19 protein-coding genes are annotated in these 21,380 nt (G+C 49.6%); 12 read left to right on the top strand and 7 right to left on the bottom strand.

What is annotated here, in order from left to right; all coding sequences use genetic code 11:
* Positions 1 to 16: 16 nt before the first annotated feature.
* The gene (glxK, locus tag JM656_RS18860) at positions 17 to 1,162 is read left to right on the top strand and encodes a glycerate 3-kinase (protein ID WP_203359082.1); all 1,146 of its coding nucleotides are present in this window, start codon (positions 17 to 19) and stop codon (positions 1,160 to 1,162) included.
* 77 nt (positions 1,163 to 1,239) lie between these two features.
* Here glxK and allE read toward each other — a convergent pair whose 3' ends face one another.
* The 3 genes from allE to allD are packed head-to-tail and all read right to left on the bottom strand — an operon-like array spanning position 1,240 to position 4,339.
* A complete protein-coding gene (allE, locus tag JM656_RS18855) occupies positions 1,240 to 2,022 on the bottom strand; it encodes a (S)-ureidoglycine aminohydrolase (RefSeq protein ID WP_203359081.1) in 783 nt (260 codons plus the stop codon).
* Positions 2,023 to 2,032: 10 nt separating this feature from the next.
* Positions 2,033 to 3,268, bottom strand: coding sequence for an allantoate deiminase (gene allC / locus JM656_RS18850; RefSeq protein ID WP_203359080.1), 1,236 nt, complete (start codon positions 3,266 to 3,268; stop codon positions 2,033 to 2,035).
* 21 nt (positions 3,269 to 3,289) lie between these two features.
* Positions 3,290 to 4,339 (bottom strand): ureidoglycolate dehydrogenase, encoded by a 1,050-nt coding sequence (gene allD / locus JM656_RS18845; RefSeq protein ID WP_203359079.1) that lies wholly within the window; start codon positions 4,337 to 4,339, stop codon positions 3,290 to 3,292.
* A 321-nt stretch (positions 4,340 to 4,660) separates the two neighbouring features.
* Between allD and JM656_RS18840 the strand changes: the two genes are divergently transcribed.
* From JM656_RS18840 to JM656_RS18820, 5 genes are all read left to right on the top strand, one after another.
* Positions 4,661 to 6,328 carry an acyl-CoA synthetase FdrA gene (locus JM656_RS18840; protein ID WP_203359078.1) on the top strand — a complete coding sequence of 556 codons (1,668 nt, stop codon included), beginning with the start codon at positions 4,661 to 4,663 and terminating at the stop codon, positions 6,326 to 6,328.
* Positions 6,329 to 6,337: 9 nt separating this feature from the next.
* Entirely contained in the window at positions 6,338 to 7,597 is a 1,260-nt protein-coding gene (locus JM656_RS18835; protein WP_203359077.1) for a DUF1116 domain-containing protein, read from the top strand.
* Positions 7,598 to 7,607: 10 nt separating this feature from the next.
* A complete protein-coding gene (locus tag JM656_RS18830) occupies positions 7,608 to 8,417 on the top strand; it encodes a DUF2877 domain-containing protein (RefSeq protein WP_203359076.1) in 810 nt (269 codons plus the stop codon).
* A gap of 3 nt (positions 8,418 to 8,420) precedes the next feature.
* Positions 8,421 to 9,314: a carbamate kinase gene (locus JM656_RS18825; RefSeq protein WP_203359075.1), complete on the top strand. Its 894-nt coding sequence runs from the start codon at positions 8,421 to 8,423 to the stop codon at positions 9,312 to 9,314.
* A gap of 148 nt (positions 9,315 to 9,462) precedes the next feature.
* Positions 9,463 to 10,734 carry a RidA family protein gene (locus JM656_RS18820; RefSeq protein WP_203359074.1) on the top strand — a complete coding sequence of 424 codons (1,272 nt, stop codon included), beginning with the start codon at positions 9,463 to 9,465 and terminating at the stop codon, positions 10,732 to 10,734.
* Positions 10,735 to 10,827: 93 nt separating this feature from the next.
* Here the strand turns inward: JM656_RS18820 and JM656_RS18815 are convergent, their stop codons facing one another.
* A complete protein-coding gene (locus JM656_RS18815) occupies positions 10,828 to 11,913 on the bottom strand; it encodes an alpha/beta hydrolase (protein WP_203359073.1) in 1,086 nt (361 codons plus the stop codon).
* Positions 11,914 to 12,339: 426 nt separating this feature from the next.
* Here JM656_RS18815 and JM656_RS18810 point away from each other — a divergent pair, with 426 nt between their 5' ends.
* From JM656_RS18810 to JM656_RS18790, 5 genes are read left to right on the top strand one after another with little or no spacing between them, the layout of a single operon-like run.
* Complete coding sequence (locus tag JM656_RS18810) at positions 12,340 to 13,284, top strand: MBL fold metallo-hydrolase (RefSeq protein ID WP_203359072.1); 945 nt, start codon at positions 12,340 to 12,342, stop codon at positions 13,282 to 13,284.
* Positions 13,285 to 13,287: 3 nt separating this feature from the next.
* Positions 13,288 to 13,608 carry a hypothetical protein gene (locus JM656_RS18805; protein ID WP_203359071.1) on the top strand — a complete coding sequence of 107 codons (321 nt, stop codon included), beginning with the start codon at positions 13,288 to 13,290 and terminating at the stop codon, positions 13,606 to 13,608.
* Complete coding sequence (locus JM656_RS18800) at positions 13,596 to 14,411, top strand: DUF692 domain-containing protein (protein WP_203359070.1); 816 nt, start codon at positions 13,596 to 13,598, stop codon at positions 14,409 to 14,411. Before JM656_RS18805 ends, JM656_RS18800 begins: the two co-directional genes overlap by 13 nt.
* 12 nt (positions 14,412 to 14,423) lie before the next feature.
* Positions 14,424 to 15,155, top strand: a complete 732-nt coding sequence (locus tag JM656_RS18795) for a putative DNA-binding domain-containing protein (protein ID WP_203359069.1) — start codon at positions 14,424 to 14,426, stop codon at positions 15,153 to 15,155.
* A gap of 4 nt (positions 15,156 to 15,159) precedes the next feature.
* Positions 15,160 to 15,780, top strand: a complete 621-nt coding sequence (locus JM656_RS18790; protein WP_203359068.1) for a DoxX family protein — start codon at positions 15,160 to 15,162, stop codon at positions 15,778 to 15,780.
* 125 nt (positions 15,781 to 15,905) lie between these two features.
* Here JM656_RS18790 and JM656_RS18785 read toward each other — a convergent pair whose 3' ends face one another.
* The 3 genes from JM656_RS18785 to JM656_RS18775 form a co-directional block, all read right to left on the bottom strand.
* Complete coding sequence (locus JM656_RS18785) at positions 15,906 to 17,159, bottom strand: MFS transporter (protein ID WP_203359067.1); 1,254 nt, start codon at positions 17,157 to 17,159, stop codon at positions 15,906 to 15,908.
* Positions 17,160 to 17,291: 132 nt separating this feature from the next.
* Positions 17,292 to 18,248: a sugar phosphate isomerase/epimerase gene (locus tag JM656_RS18780; RefSeq protein ID WP_203359066.1), complete on the bottom strand. Its 957-nt coding sequence runs from the start codon at positions 18,246 to 18,248 to the stop codon at positions 17,292 to 17,294.
* Positions 18,249 to 18,256: 8 nt separating this feature from the next.
* Entirely contained in the window at positions 18,257 to 18,961 is a 705-nt protein-coding gene (locus JM656_RS18775; protein ID WP_203359065.1) for a GntR family transcriptional regulator, read from the bottom strand.
* A 1,041-nt stretch (positions 18,962 to 20,002) separates the two neighbouring features.
* On the opposite strand from JM656_RS18775, the gene JM656_RS18770 reads away from it, so the two are divergent.
* Positions 20,003 to 21,373 (top strand): tyrosine phenol-lyase, encoded by a 1,371-nt coding sequence (locus JM656_RS18770; RefSeq protein ID WP_203359064.1) that lies wholly within the window; start codon positions 20,003 to 20,005, stop codon positions 21,371 to 21,373.
* Positions 21,374 to 21,380: the final 7 nt, after the last annotated feature.

Genomic DNA, 21,380 nt, shown 5'->3' with positions numbered 1-21,380 from the left:
AACAATAGGATTAACAATGAAAATTGTAATTGCTCCTGACTCATTTAAAGAAAGTGTCAGTGCGGAAAAATGTGCTGCCGCGATTAAGGCTGGTTTTCTGTCGGTATTTCCTCAGGCGGATTGCGTCTGTCTGCCCATTGCCGACGGTGGGGAAGGGACGGTCACTGCGATGGTAGAGGCGACCGGGGGCCGTGTTATCTCCCTGATGGCCACGGGACCTATGGGAGAGGCCGTTCCGGCCTTTTATGGACACAACGGTGCGGGTGATACGGCATTTATCGAAATGGCTGCTGCCAGCGGTTTAATGTTGGTACCCGCTGAAGCCCGCGATCCTCTACTGGCCACGAGTTACGGCACCGGTGAGATTATCCGCCATGCGCTGGATGCGGGTATTCGCCACTTGATCCTGGGGATTGGCGGTAGTGCGACGGTGGATGGCGGAATGGGAATGGCGCAGGCGTTAGGTGTGCGATTCCTTGATGCCAGCGGCGAGAATCTGGGCTACGGTGGCGGAGAGCTGGCGCGGCTGGCGCGTATTGATATGAGCCAAATCGATCCCCGCCTGGCTGAGTGCCGGATTGAAGTGGCGTGCGATGTTGATAATCCCCTGACGGGGCCTCGTGGCGCCTCGGTGGTGTTTGCACCGCAAAAAGGTGCCAGCCCTGCAATGGTTGAAATACTGGAACGGGGTATGGAGAACTATGCCCGGGTTATCCAGATGACGACCGGGCAGGAGGTGCAAACGCTGATAGGCGGTGGCGCGGCGGGCGGTATGGGCGTGGCGGCGCGGATTTTCCTCAACGCGACCCTGAAACCCGGAATCGATATTGTTATTGATGCCGTTCATCTTGATGACTCTATCAGGGAGGCGGATCTGGTTATCACTGGCGAAGGACGTATTGACTCACAAACCACCGGCGGGAAAGCACCGCTTGGCGTGGCGCGTGTAGCCCAAAAATATGGGGTTCCGGTGATTGGTATTGCGGGGGTTCTGAGTGAAGACGTTGAGGTTGTGCATCAACACGGTATCGATGCGGTATTCAGTATTCTGCCGGCGCTGGCCCCTTTGTCAGAAGTTCTGGCGAAAGGAGAACAAAACCTGTACCACTGCGCGCGCAATATAGCTTGCGTAATGAAAATGGGCCAACAGGTTCGTCGCTGAAACAATAAAAAAGCCACGGTTTACACCGTGGCAAAATCCAACATAGCTAAACAAAAGTGGTTAGACCGATTTCATATTTAGATTTCAACGTCGCGGTTGCAGTCTTTCGAATAGATATAGCTGAAGGTTTCCCCTCCCACGCCATAACCAGCCTGTAACGAATACGCGCCCATGAAAATGTAATCGCCTTTCTTCACTGGCACCCACTGATTATCCAGGTTGTAGACACCCTGACCTGAAAGAATATAGGCACCGTGTTCCTGAACATGTGTTTCGATATACCCGTGGCTGGCGCCTGGCTCGAAAGCGAGAATATGCATATTCATATCAAAGCCGAGCTCTTTGGGTAAAAAGTCGATCAGGATGACATTGTCCATCCCTTCGTAATGAATACGCTCCAGTTGGCTGACATTGCCTGAAACCAGATACGGCGCGTGGTTTTCTGTCGGCACATAGCGGCGCTTATAGAGAAATACCTGGCTATCGGTCGCGAGATTATTGGTAAACGTGACGAGATCGCCCGGCGGGCAATACAGATAACCGCCTTGAGTCAGGGTAAACGTTTGTCCCTGGACACCGGCCGTGATTTCACCGCTGATAACATATAAAAACGTCTCAATGCCTTCACCGCCAAAGCCCTGAGTATTGCCGCCCTTTTCATGCAGGGTGACCAGGTAATCGACAAACGATGCCCCCAGTTTCGGCGTGGACAAAATAGTGGCATCGCAATTCTCAAAACCGGGAATGATATTTTTCACCAGTCCGTCCGGCGTCAGCAGTGCAAAATTGCCATGTCGGACGATGGAGCGGCTGCTCAGTAAGTCTTCACGGTATCCCACAACATTATTTAAATATCCCATTTCAGTTTCCTTATTCAGTCCAGGCCAGTTGGTGCAGCATTAACGCCAGTGTTTTTACGCCCTCTGCAAGATCGCCAATCAGCGTTTCTTCCAGTGGGTTATGGCTGATACCGTTGATGCTGGGCATGAAAATCATGCAGGTCGGAACGGTAGGCGCAAAAATTTGCGCGTCGTGTCCGGCTCCGCTGTGCATCAGACGGTAATTCAGATTCTCTTTCTCGCAAAGCGCCGTGAGTTGTTGAACCAGCCCGACATCCATCGGCACCGGAGCTTCATCCATCCATAAGTCGATATCGATACCGATTTCCATCTCATGGCAAATGCGTTGCATATCTGCCTCCAGCTCAGCCGTAAACGCTTTCAGGGCGTCGGCGTCGGTATGGCGGCAATCAATGGTGAAGAGTGTTTTACCCGGCACCACATTGACCGTATTTGGCTGGGGATCGACCTTACCGAACGTCAGCACCAGCGGGTCGCCATGAGCGTTGGCTTTGGCGATGGATTCGCAGCAGATGCGACTGAATGCATGTACGGTATCACGGCGATAACTCATCGGCGTGGTTCCGGCGTGGTTCGCTTCGCCGGTCAGCGTAATGGTGTAGCGGCGTTGACCAACGATGGCATTCACCACGCCGATCGGTTGCTTATTAGCTTCAAGCACGCGACCTTGCTCGATATGCAGTTCGACGAATGCGCGAAGATCTTTACGTGCCGGCACCGGTGAGCTGGGCAGGGTAAAGCCGCAGGCGTTCATCGCCTCGGTGAAACCGATGCCTTTGGCGTCCGTGATGTTTTGCACATCAGACGGATTGGCGAGACCGACAATATTTTTGCTGCCCCAGAAAACGTAGGGGAAGCGGCTGCCTTCTTCTTCCGCCAACGCCACCACTTCGAACGTACGCAGCGGCGGGCCGTAAGTCTCTTTCAACCAGCTCGCGGCAAGCCAGGCTGCGAGTGCGCCAAATTGGCCATCAAGATTGCCGCCGTTAACCACGCTGTCGATATGGGAGCCGCTCAGGATGACCTCGTCCGGATAGCGGGTACCGGTCAGTCGGCCATACAAATTTCCGACATCATCAAATCGGGTTTCCAGCCCGCTCTCGCTCATCCGTTTTTTAAAAGCGAGCTGAGTCTCCAGCCATTCGTCAGAATAAAGTAAACGCGTCAGTCCACCTGCCGGATCGGCGCCAAATGAAGAAAGCCAGGGTAATGTATCCTCAATTGCCTGACGAAAATGATTAGTCATGTGCAACTCCTGATTCTGAATTTATTGGGCAAATGGGGAATTGGTTTCGTAAGAACGGAGGTAAATGGCGTCCGAAACCAGATATTCATAAATATCGTCAACAATATCGATGCCATCTTTGGCACTCAATTTTTCATTGATATCCAGGTTTTGCCCTGGGTAATACACCTGTGAAAAACCCGGCGCTGGTTTTATCGCATTTAATTCACGCATGGTTTCACTGATGTGTTTGCGGAATAAATTACTGGAAGAGAAAAATTCCGGATTAATAACGATATGGAGTTGGCCTAATTCACGACCCTTACTCAGGTTTTCATACATGGAGCTGACTTGACGACCAAACGGAAGATTCATCAGAATCCCGGAAAGTACGTCGATCATCATCATTAATCCATAACCTTTAGGACCCGCAGCCGGGAGCAGCGCATTCACCGCAAAAGGATCGGTGGTTGGCGCGCCATGCTTATCGACAGCCCAGCTATCCGGGATATTTTCCTGGCGTGAGCGAGCATCGAGAATTTTCCCCCATGCCTGTACGGTGGTCGCCATATCGAAGGTGATGATATCGTCATTTTCTCCCGGCGCGGCAAATGCTAACGGGTTCGTACCGTAGTAGACCTCCGCACCGCCAAAAGGCACCACCATGGGGTCTGACTGACAGACCGATAACCCGATAAAACCGGCCTGAGCTGCCTGATTGACAAAGTAGGAAATCGCACCGCTGTGACCCATTCGGCGAACACCGACCACGGCCACGCCATTTTCACGCGCCATATCGATGGCTTTTTCCATCCCCATTTTTGCGGCGACCTGACCTGCAGCGTTGTCTGCGTGCAGAATGGCGCTGCAGGGGCCGGTTTGTTCATATTCGAATAGCGGACTTCGGTTGGTCCCGCCTTTCGAAATACGTTCTGCGTAATACTCAACACGCACAGCGCCATGAGAATGAATGCCCCTGGCATCGGCATAAGCTAATACATCGGCGACAGTCGTCGCGTGGTCATGCGTAAGCCCTGCCTTGGTTAGCTTGTTGATAATTAGCTGCTGAAGTGTTTCCCGACTGATTCTCATCTGCCTTCCTTTTAACGACGGTGTAAAGCTTAAAACGCTATTGGCGACGAATATACCGGGAAAATAAAAGCAAACTGTGATCCGTCAGCGTAAAACTATATAGTTAGATTTTATTTGATAATCTTGCGTAATTTGTTGTGGTTAATTAAATGAATCCATTAATTGAAAAAATGCACTAATTTCATCGGGACTATTTGAATTATTCTGGTAATAAATTTCATGTGATTTTAGTCACGCTATAAATTACTTTGTGGCGCTAGCCTTACTACAGAACAATCACGCTCATTCAATTGCAATGGGTGCAATTATTGGGGAGTTAATATGATTCATGCCTTTATCAAAAAGGGCTGTTTTCAGGATTCTGTCAGTTTGATGATTATTTCGCGGAAATTGAGCGAATCTGAAAACGTTAATGATGTTTCAATTATGATGGGAACACCTGCCAATAAATCTCTGCTGGAGGCGACAGGATTCTGGCATGACGATTTTACGACTGCGACACCCAATGATATCTGCGTAGCGATTCGCACGGATGATGCCGATGACGCGATCACTGGCATCATCAACGCCCAATTGGAGGCGGCGTTAACTGCGTTGGCGCAGGGAGGTCATCAGGGCCAGTCGTTGTCAGTGGTACGTCGCTGGGAAAGCGCGACCCGGAAGGTGCCTCAGGCTAATTTAACCCTGATCTCTATTGCCGGTGAATACGCTGCTGAACTGGCGCATCAGGCGCTTGATGATGACAAGAATGTCATGATCTTCTCCGATAACGTTTCTCTGGCGGATGAAATTACATTAAAAACCCGCGCCAGAGATAAAGGGTTGCTGGTGATGGGGCCGGATTGCGGCACCGCGATGATTGCCGGAACGCCGCTGGCGTTTGCTAACGTTGTCCCGCACGGCAATATCGGCGTCATTGGTGCTTCCGGCACCGGTATTCAGGAACTGGTGTCGCAAATCGCTCTCGGCGGTGAAGGGATTACCCACGCTATCGGTCTCGGCGGTCGTGATTTAAGTGAGGATGTCGGTGGCATTAGCGCCCTGAGCGCGCTGGAAATGCTGACGAATGATGAGCAAAGCCAGTTGATCACCTTTGTTTCCAAACCCCCAGCCCAGTCCGTACGCCAGCAGATCATTACCACCATGAAGCAAAGCGGTAAGCCGGTTGTGGCTCTGTTTTTGGGCTATGTTCCGGCCGCGATGCGTGATGAAAATGTCTGGTTTGCCCGTACATTGGATGAGGCGGCGCGACTGGCGTGTCTGTTGTCCCGCGTGATACGCCGACGCGAGTCACTGGCCAGAGTGGCCGGTCAACGAATTCTCGGCCTGTATACCGGTGGTACGCTGGCGGCAGAAGCTGCCGGTCTGCTTGCTGATCGTCTCGCTATTCAGACCGATTCCGATCATCCCAACGGCATGATGCTCAACCACGACGGTCATCAGATTATCGATCTCGGTGATGATTTTTACACCGTCGGGCGTCCGCATCCCATGATTGATCCCTCCCTGCGTCACCAACTGATTACCTCGCTGGCTCATGACAGTCAGGTAGGGGTATTGCTGCTGGATGTGGTGATTGGTTATGGCGCCACGCAGGAACCTGCAGAGTCGCTGGTAGAGGCGTGTCAGCGCGCTACTGCCGGGCGCACAGAAGACCAGCCGTTGCACATTATTGCTACCGTTACCGGTACTGACAGCGATCCGCAATGCCGTTCCCGCCAGATAGCCATACTCGAAGACGCGGGGGTGATGGTGGTGGATACCCTGCCGGAGGCCACGCTTCTGGCGGCAGAACTGATTAGCGCAACGCAGGCCGTGGAACGCGGGCAACCTGCCAGCTTGTTGGAGGGGGTGGCGGTGATCAATGCCGGTCTGCGCAGCTTCGCTCTGGATCTACAGTCCGCTGGCACGCCGGTAGTTCACTATCAGTGGGCACCGATCGCTGGCGGAAATAAAAAACTGGCACGTTTATTAGCACGTTTGCAATAAGAGGACATTATGTTTACATCACTGGCTCAAGCCAATGCTGCAGTAATTGAACAGATCCGCAATGCACGCCCGCACTGGCTGGATGTCAAGCCTGCCGGTTCATTGATTCCGGAGTTGAACGAGACAAAAACCTTGTTGCATGCCGGTCCGCCTATGCGCTGGCAGGATATGACTGGCCCAATGAAAGGGGCCTGTATCGGAGCTTGTCTCTTTGAAGGCTGGGCGCAGGATGAGATAACGGCAACCGCAATGCTGGAAAGCGGTGAGATCACCTTTATCCCCTGCCATCATGTGAATGCCGTCGGGCCGATGGGCGGTATCACCTCGCCGGGAATGCCAATGTTGGTTGTGGAGAATATCAAGCAGGGAAACCGTGCTTACTGCAATCTTAACGAAGGGATCGGCAAAGTCATGCGTTTTGGCGCCTACGGCGAAGATGTACTGCAACGTCAGCGCTGGATGCGTGATGTGCTGATGCCAGTATTGAGTGCCGCGCTACATCGCATGGATAACGGCGTGGATCTCACCGCCATGATGGCGCAGGGCATCACCATGGGCGATGAATTTCACCAGCGTAATATCGCCACTTCCGCATTACTGATGCGCACCCTGGCGCCTCATATGGCGCAACTCGACCACGATAAACAACAGATCTCCGAAGTAATGAGCTTCCTGGCGATCACCGATCAGTTCTTCCTGAACCTAGCGATGGCCTATTGCAAAGCCGCGATGGACGCCGGGGCGCAAATTCGCGCCGGAAGCATTGTGACGGCAATGACGCGTAACGGCGACATGTTCGGGATCCGCGTCAGCGGCCTTGGCGATCGCTGGTTTACCGCGCCAGTGAATACGCCTCAGGGCCTGTTTTTTACCGGTTTTTCGCAGGAGCAGGCTAACCCGGATATGGGCGACAGCGCTATTACGGAAACATTCGGTATTGGTGGCGCGGCAATGATAGCCGCACCGGGTGTCACGCGGTTTGTCGGCGCAGGCGGGATGGATGCGGCGAAATCCGTTTCCGAAGAAATGGCGGAAATCTTCCTTGAACGCAATATGCAATTGCAGATCCCGGGCTGGGATTTCCAGGGCGCGTGTCTGGGTCTTGATATCCGTCGGGTTGTGGAGACCGGGATCACTCCGCTCATTAATACCGGTATTGCCCATAAAGATGCGGGCATCGGACAGATTGGTGCCGGGACTGTCAGAGCACCGCTGGCCTGCTTTGAGCAAGCGCTGGAAGCTCTGGCGGAAGAGATGGGCGTGAGCTAAGGGCAACGTGATGCATGATATCCACCCACTTTTGGGTTGCCAGGACGCGGTTGATTTTCGCCAGACATGGCGTACCGGTGGCGTCTGGCGCCGGACGATCACCCTCTATGTTGAGGGTGGCGCCTTACTGACCTTGCATCATGCCGGTCGGGGGATAAGCCCAGGTGGATGGGTATTACGCCATCATGACTTTACGCAACTGAGCCGGGAAATTATCGCGGGAGCGATGCCCGTAGTGACAGATTCCGGGATTCAAATGGGCAGATCGTTGCTTTTGCCGCCCGTCAGACAGTGTTCGTTGCGGCTGGCGGCTGGCGAAAAGATCAGCCTTCTCCCGGGGTCGTGTATCGACCGGGCGGACGAGACGGGATTATTTGGCCCTTTATCGAAGGCCACGCGATTACCGGTACTCCCTGAACTGAGACAGATGTTGCACTGTTTTTCCGCGTCCCTCGCCGGAGAGGATATCGACTGGACGTTATGGCTGGGGCGAGGCCCGGGTCTGACTCCCAGCCAGGATGACATGCTGATCGGCATGATGCTGGCTGCCTGGGAGGCGGGGTGGCTCAACGTGCATAACAGCAACGCTTTTTTTCGTGCTTCAGGTTCTCTGCATACGGCGACGACTCAGGTCAGTGCCAATTACTTGCAATACGCCGCACGGGGATGTTTTGCCTCCCCGTTGTTGCACTTTGTCTTTGCGCTACGTTCCGGTCGTCGTATGACGGCGGCAACGGCGTCGCTGTTGGCGATGGGACATACCTCAGGCGCAGATACGCTGTTGGGGTTTTGGCTAGCGCAACACTTTATTAGAGGATAGCGAATGAAAACGCTGGTCGTTGCCCTTGGCGGCAATGCGTTACTACAGCGCGGCGAAGCGCTGACGGTCGAAAATCAGTACCGTAATATCGACAGTGCCGTATCGGCTCTGGCTCGTCTGGCGCAAGAATATAGGCTGGCGATTGTGCACGGCAACGGCCCCCAGGTCGGATTGCTGGCTTTGCAAAATCTCGCTTATCGGGATGTGACCCCTTATCCGCTGGATGTGCTGGTGGCGCAGACTCAGGGCATGATCGGCTTTATGCTGGCGCAGCGCCTGATGTGTCAGCCTGGTATGCCTCAGGTGACGACGGTGATGACACGCATTCAGGTGTCTGAACAGGATCCTGCTTTCGCAAAACCGGAGAAGTTTATCGGCCCGGTGTATCGTCCTGATCAGCAGTCAGAACTGGAAGAGCAGTATGGCTGGACGTTGAAGCGCGATGGTCAATATCTGCGTCGGGTTGTGCCGTCACCGATGCCGGTAAGCATCCAGGAAAGCGACGCGATTCGTCGTCTGCTGGGACAAGGCGATGTGGTGATTTGTTGCGGTGGCGGCGGTGTTCCCGTTACGGAAAACGGACGTGGAGCAGAGGCGGTTATTGATAAAGATCTGGCCGCCGCGTTGCTGGCGGAACAGATTGATGCTGACGGTTTGGTGATCCTGACAGATGCGGATGCGGTGTACGAACACTGGGGAACCCCGATGCAACGACCGATTCGTGAAGCGACGCCGGAAATGCTGATCCCGTTTGCCAAAGAAGATGGATCAATGGGGCCGAAAGTGACGGCAGTCAGTGGTTATGTTAACCGCCGACAAAAACCTGCCTGGATAGGCTCTTTGGCTCGTATCGACGATACGCTGGCGGGTCTTGCCGGCACCTGCATCAGACCGTAACCACTGCGGTATGTCTTTGAGGTGTGTCGGGCGTGCGCTCCTGCAGGCCCGATACACCACATGCCAGTAATCCGTATTACGGCAGTTTTAGCGAAAGATCTGTTTCGCGCAACCCATGATATTTTAACAGACTAAGATGAGTACTATTATGAGTGGTTACAATGCAGTATTAGCAAGAAATACGGGAAATGCGCCAAAAGATTTAGGTCCTTATTCACAAACGGTGGCTTTTTCTCATTACAATCATATTTCTGCTCAATTACCTGTTGATCCAACATCGGGAAAACTGGTTTCTGGCGGGATAAAAGCCCAGGCTGAGCAATGCTTTAAAAATATTAAAGCCGTTGTGGAAAGCATCGACCATGTTATGAATGACGTCGTCAGAATCACGGTATTCGTGAAGAATATTAAAGATATGGGCGTGGTCAATGAGGTCTATAAATCCTATTTCCCTGTCTATGTTCCTGCCCGCACGACGGTTGCTGTTGCTGCATTGCCGATGGACGCGTTAGTGCAAATTGAAGCGCTGATTTCCCACGGTGAGGGTACGATCCCGGGCGCGCCGCAATCAGGCGATCTTATCAAACTGACCAATAACACAGTAAATGCGCCAGTATGTCCTCTGTCGACACAAACCGTGGCATTTTCTCATTACAACAATATTTCCGCACAATTACCGATAGACGCAACATCAGGCAAACTGGTCACCGGTGGTGTTAAAGATCAAACCAGACAATGCTTAAATAATATTAAAGCTATTCTGCACAGCATTGATGTTCCTTTTGATGATATCGTTAAAATTAATCTCTATCTTAAAGATCTTGCCGATATTGATGCGGTCAACGAAGTTTATACCACCTTTTTCCCTGATTCATCGATTGCCCGTAGCGCCGCCTATTTACCTGCGCGTACTACCATCGCCGCCAGTGCGCTGCCAATGGATGCGTTAGTACAAATTGAAGCGGTAGTCTCTCATGGCGATGGTACGCCGCCCCAGGCAGTTGAAGACCGTCACGGGATCGTTATTAAGGCGCATAATACAATTAATGCCCCAACCAGTTCACTGCATACACAAACAGTTGCGTTCTCTCATTACAATCATGTTTCCGGGCAATTACCGTTAGATCCAAAAACAGGGGCGATGGTCAGCGGAGACATAAAATCGCAGACCGAACAATGCCTGAACAATATTAAAGCCATCGTGGAAAGTATCGACCACGCGATGACGGATGTTGTTAAGGTTAATATTTTCCTGAAGAACATCGCAGAGAGTCAGGCAGTCGATGATGTTTATGCGTCCTTCTTCCCTGGAGGGATTCCGGCCCGCCGCACCGTGGGGGTTGCTGCGCTACCTCATGATGCGTTAATCCAGATTGATGTCGTGCTGTCCAATGCGGAAGGTACGCCACCGACCGCATAATAGACCGTCGAGGAACACGGCGTGTTAACGGGAAACCGCTTACAGCCGTTGTTCCCACAAGTTAATACGCCAATTTTCCCTCTGCCAACAGATTCAGCGCGAATGGCGAACGAACTCCCCAATAGTCTGATAGGTTGCCCTCGCTTCTTCCGGTACTTTGTCTTCCAGCATGAGCCAGGCGTGGACCATGCCTGGGAAATGGCGGTGCTTCACCGATACTCCTGCGGCTTTCAGCCGGGCGACAAAAGCAAATCCCTCATCACGTAGAGGGTCAAGGCCTGCGCTGAATACCAGTGTTTCCGGGAACTCTTTGCTGACAGGTAGGTAGAGTGGCGACGCCGATTGACGATCTTCGCCATGCTGAAAGTACTGGTGAAAATACCAGCGGATCTTACTTTCATCTAACAGCTTTCCCGTGCCATTTTCTTTTACTGACGGCCAGGTCAGGGTGTAATCCAGGCTCGGATAGATAAGCACCAGTCGATTAATCAATCCCGGATGAGTGCGTGAGAATGCCTGCGCAAGCGTAGCGCTAAAGGCGCCGCCACCGCTGTCTCCGACTAATGTTAGCTGACGCTGATATGGAATATGCAGACGATCCAGCAGCGTCCAGACCTGTTCTGTCACCGCCCGCGCATCAGAAAGCCCTTGCGGATAGGGACTTTCCGGTGCCCGGCGGTAGTCAACAGAGATGACCGTGTTTCCGGTTGCTGTTGCCAGATGGCGGGCAATGGGATCGTACACCTCCACCGAGCCACTCAGATGACCGCCACCATGAATAAAGAGCAAAACATCCTGTTTTCCCTGCAAAGTGGGGCGGTAAATACGAACAGGGATGCGCCGTTCGCCGGTATCCACTTCATCATTGAGCACCGCTGCCATCGGGTCGGACGTGGTGACGTTAGCTTTGGTCAGCGCCGCCAGCCCCTCTCTGGTGCTTAACGTATCGTAAACCACGGGAGGATTACTGGCCTGTTTTTCCAGAAATGCGGCAAGCGGGGCAGGTGGTGTTTGTACCAGAGGACCGTTAGCGTGCTGCCACGCCTGCTGGTAACGCCGCTGTTGTTCCTGTAGTGACTCCGCACTCACGGAAGGACTGAGCATACTGGCAGTGGTTATTGCGGCGAAGGGTAATAGTAATTGCTTTATGGATAATCCTAATCTGGGTATGACGTTCATTTTTTCTCCAGGCGTACAATAGTGTCGCTTCGTTAAGCATATAACCCAGAGTAAAAATGTGTTTTATCGAGGTAAATATTATTGCTTATCGGGTAGCCAGGTTTAGTAAAACACTTTTATCGTTAAATTGATTTTTAGCTATTCTTGCTTATTTTCTTTTTTATCGTGCTCATGATTTACGAAATTAACCCTTACTTTTTCAAATGTTATTTTGGGTAACGATGTGAATTAATACAAGTTACTCTAGGATTCTTTGCATGCGGCATTGCTTATCAAGAAAACAGATATCGATAAGTTAAATTATGGGTTTTATCATATTTAAAACTTGAATTACATTTCCTTTACATTTTTAACTGTCTGGCAGGAATAGAAATTTCAGCACTTAATACACAGGGTTAAATAGATATGGAAGGAAATAAAAAATTAATGTATTTAAGAAAAGCGTCATTGTTGACACTTTCGCTGTTTTTTTCTGTCAATGTGCTGGCTGCAGGGGTGCAGTGCGAAAATAAGGATTTCACTCTGCAAACGCTGGGCACTGGCGGACCGATTACCGATGATCAGCGTGCTTCATCGGGAGAGGTTATTTGGCTAAATGGGAAGTCGGCCATTCTTATTGATGCTGGTGGCGGTATTTTTTTACGTTTTGGCCAATCAGGTGCCCGTCTGGAGGATTTGAAACTCATTGCCATCAGCCATTTCCACACTGACCATGTCTCGGATCTGGCACCGATTTTAAAAGGCGGCTATTTCCTGAAGGAGAAGGAGACCATTAATATTGCGGGGCCAGAAAGCGGCGGCGTGTTCCCGTCAATGACGCAATATTTTAACGCGCTTTTTAAAAAAGAAAATGGCGCTTACTCCTATCTGAATGGACTGCATAACGCGACAGATGGTTTACAACTTGCGAGTCACGTTAAGGATATTAGTTACACCGCCACTGAGCCGCAATTGGTATACCAGGACGATGAAATGAAAGTGACCGCTCTGGGGATTCCTCACGGCGATGTACCTTGCCTTGCGTTCCGTATTGAAACGGCGAAAGGCACTATTGTGGTTTCAGCCGATCAGAATGGCAGTAATAAAGCGTTTGCCCGCTTTGCCAAAGGCGCGGACATGCTGGTGATGCCGTTAGCCATTGATGAAGATACTGACGAAACCTCAAAATTTATTCATGCCGCCCCGGATGTGGTGGGCAAGGTGGCAGCTGAAATCAATCCCAAAGTACTGGTGCTAAATCACTTTATGGGCAAGGGGTTGCGCCTCAAAGATCAGTCCATCGACATTGTGAAACAGTATTACCACGGTCCGGTCTATAGCAGCCGCGATCTCTCCTGTTTCCCGATTTCATTAGCCAATGCGAAGGAATAACCGATGAAAAAAGATATTGTCCTTTCAATCGTCATGGGTTCCATGATGACCGCTGGAATGGTTAACCCCGCCAGTGCAACAGAGGCGAGCGGCAGCGCCAGTCAGGTGCAGAATAAAGCGCCGACCAGTAGCGGTAAATGTGCCAGTGGTAAATGCGGTACGGAGAAAATCTATAGTCAGGCCGCGCTAAAGTATGACCCTCAGGATCAACTGGTGCGTGCCAGAGATGGTAAATGTGGCCTGACGGGGGAAGGCATAAATAAGCCTGAATCCTCCCAGCTGGCGAGTGCCGAAAAATGTGTTAGTGGCGTATGCGGGAAATAACCTCAGAGGGGGCAGGAATCGGGCTGCGCGGCGAGCATATTACGGCACTGCTGCAACAACCCCGCCGTCAGGATATCGATTTTCTCGAACTGGCCCCAGATAACTGGATGAATATAGGTGGTGCGAGGAAAGAACAGTTAGCAGACATCAGTAAAAAATATCCGTTAATTGCGCACGGACTGAGTTTATCCATTGGCGATAGTTGCCCATTAAATGAAGAATATATTAATGATGTTCGCCGTTTTCTCGACGAATACCATATTGATATTTACAGCGACCATTTATGCTTTTCTCGCGATCGCCAGGGGTATCTCTACGACTTGCTGCCCGTACCCGGATTTACCGATGTATTGCCTTATTTAGCCGCACGTATTGACCAGATTCAAAATATGATGGGGCGGCAGTTGGTTCTTGAAAATATCTCCACCTATCACCGCTATGCAGGTGAAATGCCGGAGGCGGAATTTTGGGGCGAGCTGCTCAACCTGAGCGGTTGTGGAATGCTGCTGGATATTAATAACGTCTTTGTGAATGCCTGTAATCATGGGTTTGATGCCTTTGAGTATATTCGTAGCATTCCGTCGTCGTCGATTATCTATTACCACATCGCAGGTCATCTGGAGTATGAGGAGTTCCGCCTCGATACCCACGGAATGCCAGTACTGGAGGATGTATTAGCGCTGGCAAAACAGACCGTGCAGTTTCATGGCGCGAGACCTTTGCTGCTGGAGTGTGATAACAACGTTCCGCCGCTGGAGACGTTATGTGCGGAATTAACGCAAATCAGGGAATACCTTTTATAAAAGCGAGTGCCTGTGACGACACATGATTTAGCACCTGCATTATTGGTCGAGATGGAGACAACGTTTTCGGCGCAACTTCGGGCCAGAACAACGTCGAGCGAAACCTGTTCTCGCGGTATGTCGCTGTACCGGAAAATCGTCAGAGAAAATATTGGCGGCGTGTTGCAACGCGTTTTTCCTTTATTTTGCCAACTCATCAAAGACGCAGATATTCAGGATCTGACGGAGGCTTTTCTCCATCAGCATCAGGCCAGCCAACCGGAATTTCACCAGGTGGCGACAGAGTTGCTGCTTTTTATGCGTCAGCAACGTCAGCTGTCGCCTCACGATTTGGCGCTGATCGAGTATGAATGGCTGCTGTACGCCGTGGAAATCGATGACAGTCACGTTCCACCTCCTCAGAAAACGTCGTTACGGTTGGTACAGACAGGCGATGTGGACGTGGTGCGAAATCCCACGCTGAAGATGGTGGCTTTACCGTTTCGGATCCACGAGGGAGAGCCTTGTTATGAGGATGAAGGGCGCCTGAATTATTATGCGCTCTATCGAAAGTATAATAATGCGCTGTACCAGAAGAGGCTCAGCCAGGTTGATGTGCAGCTGTTATCAGCGATTAATCATCAGATTATTTCAGCCGAACGCTTGCTAAATACGGCCTCACTTTTTTTAGCTGATTTTTCTTTGCGCTCGTGGCTGGAAACCAACTATAACGACGAACTTTTGTCTTTAAAATACAAAGGGTGATGCTATGTGGATAAACGTAATTTCGTGGTACAAGCTCGTTATATCAAAAATAAAGAAAGCAGACTTTATTGCGCTGCTGCTTATCCGCCTTTTTTTAATTCCGGTGATTTTTGCTGGCGCACACTCCAAGGTCATGGGATTTAGCGGCACGGTGGCCTGGTTTGCACAACCGACAGCAGAAGGCGGACTGGGGCTTCCGTTTCCCTGGCTGCTGGCGTTTCTGGCAACGTCGACTGAAGTGCTGGGGTTGATTTGTATTACGCTGGGGCTTTTCACGCGGATCATCGCCATCCCAATGATCGTCGTGATGAGCGTCGCCAGCCTGATGGTTCACTGGTCGCACGGTTGGCTGGCTATCGCCAGTAACAGCATGGAATCCAGTCAGCGAATGACGGCGTTTCTCCAGTGGTTGATGGAAAACTTCCCCGGTCGGTATAACTATATTACGCAACTGGGCGATCCGATTATCCTGAATAACGGTATTGAATTCTCTACCACTTATTTCATCATGCTGCTAGTTTTGCTGATCTACGGTGGCGGGAAATATGTCAGCGTGGACTATTGGCTGACAAAAGCGACACCCGTCTGGCGTAATCAGAAAAGCAATACGGCTCTGAAATCCTAAAACAACGCCGTATTTTTGAGGGGAGAAATGGCAGCAGGATCACCCGGCTGCCATTTTTAAGCATAAAACTAACGACCCTTACTTTCTTTTTTACGTTCAGGGAAGAAAAGTCATCAATAACTCAATTATGCTGACGTTGCTTCTAACGCCATTTTTTGTTGCTTAATCCTTCTGGCCAGAAGAGTGGAGCACACGAAGCCCAGCAGGCTGAATACCACCATCACGCTGAAGACATAGTTATAGCCGGTAATGCCTTTGAAGTTATCCAGAAGCGAGCCATACAGGGTGTAGGCAAACATGGCTGGCATGTAGCCGATGATGCAACCAAATGCCATCGCAGAACCACTGTACTGGCGTGAGATACCGATCTCATCCATCGGCGCAAAGAAGATAGCGCGCTGGGAGAAGATAATGGCGCCAAAGCCTAACGTCACCGCCATCCCGACATACACGTTCATAGACTCGTGAGGCAACTGAATGAAGAGGATCATGGCAATCGCCGCGATCAGGAACGTCCATTTCAGATAGACCGTTGGCGATTTAGTGACTTTATCGGCAAGGAATCCGCCAATCGGGCCGCCGACCATTTTTAACGCATACTGGTTGATGATACCGTACGCCCCAACAAGGGCTACCGGTAACATATAGATATCCTTTAAGAAAGGGATGAAGTAGGTTAATCCACAGTACGCGGCGTACACAAAGAAGATACCAAATGCGGCCAGCCATACGTTAGCGCAGGTCAGAACATGTTTGATGCCCTTGAGAACTTCCAGATTTGCACTGCTGTTATCGCGAGCGGTGACTTTGTCATCATCCCCCACGATGAAATAGGTAATAACACCGACGGTGAGCGTGATTAACGTGTAGAAAAGCAGACCCGCCTGCATACCTGCTTTACCTTCGCCGAACTGCACAAAAATAAACAAGGCGCCAGAGGCGACAATCACATCCACAACACCACGACCGGCTTCCAGGAAACCAAACATGCGTCCCTGTTCTTCCTGTTTCCCCAGCAGGCGTACGGCTTTCAACAATACGGGCCAGAAAATGACATCGCCAAAGAAGGCCATTGCCGCAAAACAGAGCAGATAACCGGTGAATGAAGGCAGTGTGGATAAATACAATCCACAGAGTCCAACGCCAATCAACCCAAAGGGTAAGAGTATTTTCTTGGAATAACGGTCAGCAATATAAAGGGAAAGAAACAGTCCTGTTGTCTGGATAATGGTATATACAGTGAAGCCGAGACCAATTTGTGTATTGGTTAAACCCCAGTCATTTTGCATCGGGACATAAAATACGTCCTTCATGCTGGAAAGCTTAAATATTGTTCCACCACCGAGGACTAAAAAGCACAGTCGTGCCCACTTGTTCATGAACATAGTTATACCTTCACTTACTTAAAAGCATAGAGGGAATAACCTTCCATATCCGCTATTGATACATATCAAAGCGATAAGAAAGTTGATGTAATTATCGTTGTGTTAGATTAATTTATAATATTTAAATTAATTCTCGTTAATAAACTTATTGCATATGTTTCTGACATAGTGAATTTGTTCTATTGCGTGTTCTGATTCCTGAGCAAGGCGCGCATCAACCTTATCAGCATCAGGTAATGGTGTATAACTCGCGGTTCTCCAGGGGATCCACGGGTTATCTCCCTCATCGTCGAAGCGGAAAGCGGGAGCAAAGTAATCGACTTCTTCCTCAAGGCCGAAAGAGATGACCTGCGGCTTGTCTTCTCCCAGCAGCAATAATTCTCTCAGCATCGCCTCCATGGGTAAATCCCCATGCCCGGAGCGGCACGCTTCATGTGCCCAGCCGGAACCATCCTGGATGATTTTGGCATCTTTTACATGCACTTGCGTTATGTACGGTGCCATGACTTTCAGGGCGTCGAGCGGCTTTTCATTGGCATTAATCATATTGCCGAAGTCAAAAAGTATTGAAAGATTCTTCATCCCGCTCTGTTTTACTAAGCTGACCAGTTCTTCTCCTTTCAGATCTTCATGCTGCTCTATTGTGAATGTTAAGCCGCAATCATCAAACTGAGATAAATATTGTATATCTAACGCTATCTTTTCCATGACGTCTTGCAGATGCCCCTCATAGCGAGGGTAAAAACGGACGGATGAAGCGCCTGTCGCACGGGCAATCCTGATCGCATCGTCCAGCGTTTTTTTATCTGATGCGCTGGTTTCAATGTTAACATCCAGACCGTAGTCTTCTGCTTTTTTCCTGAAATCAAATAACTGATGGTCACTCAACATTTGTAAGGCCTGAGTTTCACCATCCTCAACATGAATCTTCACACCCTGTAATTGATGCTGATGAGCAATATCCAGTAGATCACCTGGCAGAATCCGTTCGTACCGCATATTTAAATGAAATGCATAGGCATGCAAATATAGGGGGATATTGCTGGCTCGCTCAGCGAGGCACACCCTGTCTGTTGTTTTCATTTTCACCCTCATTCATCTTTGATATAGAGTTCAACGGACTCCAGTCTCCAGTACTCAAAGTCAACCTGAACCACTCTTTTTTCTCGTGTTGCCCGGTGTTTTTCGACCAGAATGACGAAAGAATTTGGTGCAACACCCAACTCTTTGCATGCCTGATCAGGTATTTTTACGGGTTTAAATACCATGCTCTTTATACTCAGGAACTGACTGAATTCTCTTTCCCAGACTTCGGCAAATGACTGGTTGTTGATTTTATTAACAAAATCAGGGGCGAAGTCGGCGTCAATGTAGGACTCATGATAAAAAACCTTATGTCCGTCAAGACCACACCAGCCAGTGATGAGATAACTGCTGGTATTTTCAGAGAACGCCTTCACCACACTGGAAGGCGGTGCTTCGCACAATTCTTCTTCCAGATACCCCCAAAACGGAAGTCGCCCCTGGGCGCGGGCTTCGGCATTAAAGCTGGACTGCGCCTTTGGGTTATAGATGAAACGCTTGGGCGCAATAAACCAGCCGCTACGATTTTTCCTGAAGATGATGGATGCCACCTCCAGCTCCAGTAACACTTGTCTCAGCGTCATCCTGCGGGTATCGAGCAATTCACAGAGTTCCCGCTCTGAAGGAAGTCGTGAACCCGCAGCCAGATTTGTCTCAGACAACCACCTTTCCAGGCGCTCCCGGATGATATCTACATAGCTTTTGTCTTTCATTCTCACCAATCTGGTATAAACCAATTTTTCGCTACGTTAAGGGTTTTAGGTTAAACAGCAAGTTTTTTCGCCAATGGTGGTTAAATTTTGTGTTCTTTATCGCAAATAATGCGATGCACATTCATTTGAAATACGTCTTATTGGTGATATCGGTGGCATTCAAAATAAAACGACGATCTTTGGTTTCACGCAGGTGGATTTTTATTGTTGTTATTTTGTTAATTGTTTTGTTTTTCTAAAGTCAGATGATCGGATAAAGCGGGATTGTTATGAAATAGTAAATTATTCGGAGAGTGGGATTATTTAGCGTACAGAGATTTGTGGAGTGGAAGAGTCACGACACGCTCGTACAATGATAAGTAACTGTATGCATCATCAGGGAAAAGCAATAAAATCAGGACGGATATAAAATATAATCGGCTCCTTTAAATATATTTCCAGAAAATAATATTGTCGGAAAATAGACATTGCACGTCATTAAAAACCATTCCCGCTAATTGTCTCACGCGTCAGATCTGGTATTGCAAAACCATTGCATAAAAACGTGAAGTAGATCTCTGAAGTAAATCATGATTTCTGAAAGTACGCTGTTTTGTACAAATTACTTTACGCTTTTAGTGATATTAATCACGAAATTAACGGTGGAGGGTGATCGTAATCCCACAATATCCACTCTCAAAAATAGAGATTGTGAGCTGAAAAGGGGCTGGAAAGTTATGTTTTCAGTTCGTTCTTGCTTTTACAGTGTCTGAAGGGACGTTGCAATTCACTGCGTGGTAAATAACTTGTTGAATATGAAAAGCTAAGAAAAGAACGTGTGATTTATATCACGTGCATTTACACTTTTCTTTATCATTTGAAATGATTAATGGTGCGAGGACTATTTTCTTCAGTAATTAAATCTTGCATAGTGCCATTACATTATTTCCACCCCCTGGTTCAGGCGGTGAATAGTTATATCTCCTCAGAGTCTGTTGATGAGATAAGGGTGCTTTACTTCACATTAATACGAACATGATCACTGTTTACTGGAGAAACAAAATGAATTATCCGGCAGAACCCTTCCGTATTAAAAGCGTTGAAACTGTATCTATGATCTCGCGTGATGAGCGCATTCAGAAAATGCAGGAAGCGGGTTACAATACTTTCCTGTTAAACTCGAAAGATATCTATATCGACCTGCTGACAGACAGTGGCACCAACGCGATGAGCGATAAACAGTGGGCCGGTATGATGATCGGTGATGAAGCTTATGCGGGGAGCGAAAACTTCTATCACCTGGAAAGAACAGTTCGGGAACTGTTTGGTTTTAAACATATTGTGCCTACTCACCAGGGGCGTGGCGCAGAAAACCTGCTGTCAATACTGGCAATTAAACCGGGACAGTATGTCGCCGGGAACATGTATTTCACCACGACGCGTTATCACCAGGAAAAAAATGGTGCGATCTTTGTCGATATCGTACGTGACGAAGCGCACGATGCAGGTCTGAATATCGCATTTAAAGGTGATATTGATCTTAATAAACTGCAAAAACTGATTGATGAAAAAGGCGCAGAAAATATTGCCTATATTTGTCTGGCGGTCACGGTTAACCTCGCTGGCGGTCAACCTGTTTCTATGGCGAATATGCGCGCCGTCAGAGAATTAACTCAGGCTCATGGTATTAAAGTGTTCTACGATGCGACCCGTTGCGTAGAAAACGCCTATTTCATTAAAGAGCAGGAGCAAGGGTTCGAGAATACCAGCATCAAAGATATCGTGCATGAAATGTTCAGTTATGCTGATGGTTGTACCATGAGCGGCAAAAAAGACTGTCTGGTGAATATCGGCGGTTTCCTGTGCATGAACGACGATGAAATGTTCTCCGAGGCCAAAGAGCTGGTGGTGGTTTACGAAGGGATGCCATCCTACGGTGGCCTTGCGGGCCGTGATATGGAAGCCATGGCCATTGGTCTGCGTGAATCCATGCAGTTCGAATACATTGAGCACCGTGTTAAGCAGGTTCGCTACCTGGGCGATAAGCTGAAGGCGGCGGGTGTACCCATTGTTGAGCCGATCGGCGGTCATGCGGTGTTCCTGGACGCGCGTCGTTTCTGTGAGCATCTGACGCAGGATGAGTTCCCGGCGCAAAGTCTGGCAGCCAGCATTTTCGTGGAAACCGGCGTTCGCAGTATGGAGCGCGGTATTATTTCTGCTGGACGCAGCAAAGAGACCGGTGAGAACCACCGTCCAAAACTGGAAACGGTGCGTCTGACGATCCCACGCCGCGTATACACCTATGCACATATGGATGTGGTGGCAGACGGTATTATCAAACTGTATCAGCATAAAGAAGATATTCGTGGGCTTAAGTTCATTTATGAGCCTAAGCAGTTACGCTTCTTCACCGCGCGTTTTGACTATATTTAATTTTTTT

The organism is Citrobacter sp. R56, from assembly GCF_016811995.1.
In the GTDB taxonomy this organism is placed as follows: domain Bacteria; phylum Pseudomonadota; class Gammaproteobacteria; order Enterobacterales; family Enterobacteriaceae; genus Citrobacter_D; species Citrobacter_D enshiensis.
This window is presented reverse-complemented; position numbering and strand designations above follow the sequence as displayed.

Bases quoted from the DNA above. Each gene is read 5' to 3' on its own strand.
- JM656_RS18825 (WP_203359075.1), top strand. From the start codon at position 8,421: ATGAAAACGCTGGTCGTTGCCCTTGGCGGCAATGCGTTACTACAGCGC.
- allD (WP_203359079.1), bottom strand. From the start codon at position 4,339: ATGAGAATCAGTCGGGAAACACTTCAGCAGCTAATTATCAACAAGCTA.
- JM656_RS18820 (WP_203359074.1), top strand. From the start codon at position 9,463: ATGAGTGGTTACAATGCAGTATTAGCAAGAAATACGGGAAATGCGCCA.
- JM656_RS18800 (WP_203359070.1), top strand. From the start codon at position 13,596: ATGCGGGAAATAACCTCAGAGGGGGCAGGAATCGGGCTGCGCGGCGAG.
- JM656_RS18785 (WP_203359067.1), bottom strand. From the start codon at position 17,159: ATGAACAAGTGGGCACGACTGTGCTTTTTAGTCCTCGGTGGTGGAACA.
- JM656_RS18815 (WP_203359073.1), bottom strand. From the start codon at position 11,913: ATGAACGTCATACCCAGATTAGGATTATCCATAAAGCAATTACTATTA.
- JM656_RS18840 (WP_203359078.1), top strand. From the start codon at position 4,661: ATGATTCATGCCTTTATCAAAAAGGGCTGTTTTCAGGATTCTGTCAGT.
- JM656_RS18830 (WP_203359076.1), top strand. From the start codon at position 7,608: ATGCATGATATCCACCCACTTTTGGGTTGCCAGGACGCGGTTGATTTT.
- allC (WP_203359080.1), bottom strand. From the start codon at position 3,268: ATGACTAATCATTTTCGTCAGGCAATTGAGGATACATTACCCTGGCTT.
- JM656_RS18770 (WP_203359064.1), top strand. From the start codon at position 20,003: ATGAATTATCCGGCAGAACCCTTCCGTATTAAAAGCGTTGAAACTGTA.
- JM656_RS18780 (WP_203359066.1), bottom strand. From the start codon at position 18,248: ATGAAAACAACAGACAGGGTGTGCCTCGCTGAGCGAGCCAGCAATATC.
- JM656_RS18775 (WP_203359065.1), bottom strand. From the start codon at position 18,961: ATGAAAGACAAAAGCTATGTAGATATCATCCGGGAGCGCCTGGAAAGG.
- JM656_RS18835 (WP_203359077.1), top strand. From the start codon at position 6,338: ATGTTTACATCACTGGCTCAAGCCAATGCTGCAGTAATTGAACAGATC.
- allE (WP_203359081.1), bottom strand. From the start codon at position 2,022: ATGGGATATTTAAATAATGTTGTGGGATACCGTGAAGACTTACTGAGC.
- JM656_RS18810 (WP_203359072.1), top strand. From the start codon at position 12,340: ATGTATTTAAGAAAAGCGTCATTGTTGACACTTTCGCTGTTTTTTTCT.
- JM656_RS18790 (WP_203359068.1), top strand. From the start codon at position 15,160: ATGTGGATAAACGTAATTTCGTGGTACAAGCTCGTTATATCAAAAATA.
- glxK (WP_203359082.1), top strand. From the start codon at position 17: ATGAAAATTGTAATTGCTCCTGACTCATTTAAAGAAAGTGTCAGTGCG.
- JM656_RS18805 (WP_203359071.1), top strand. From the start codon at position 13,288: ATGAAAAAAGATATTGTCCTTTCAATCGTCATGGGTTCCATGATGACC.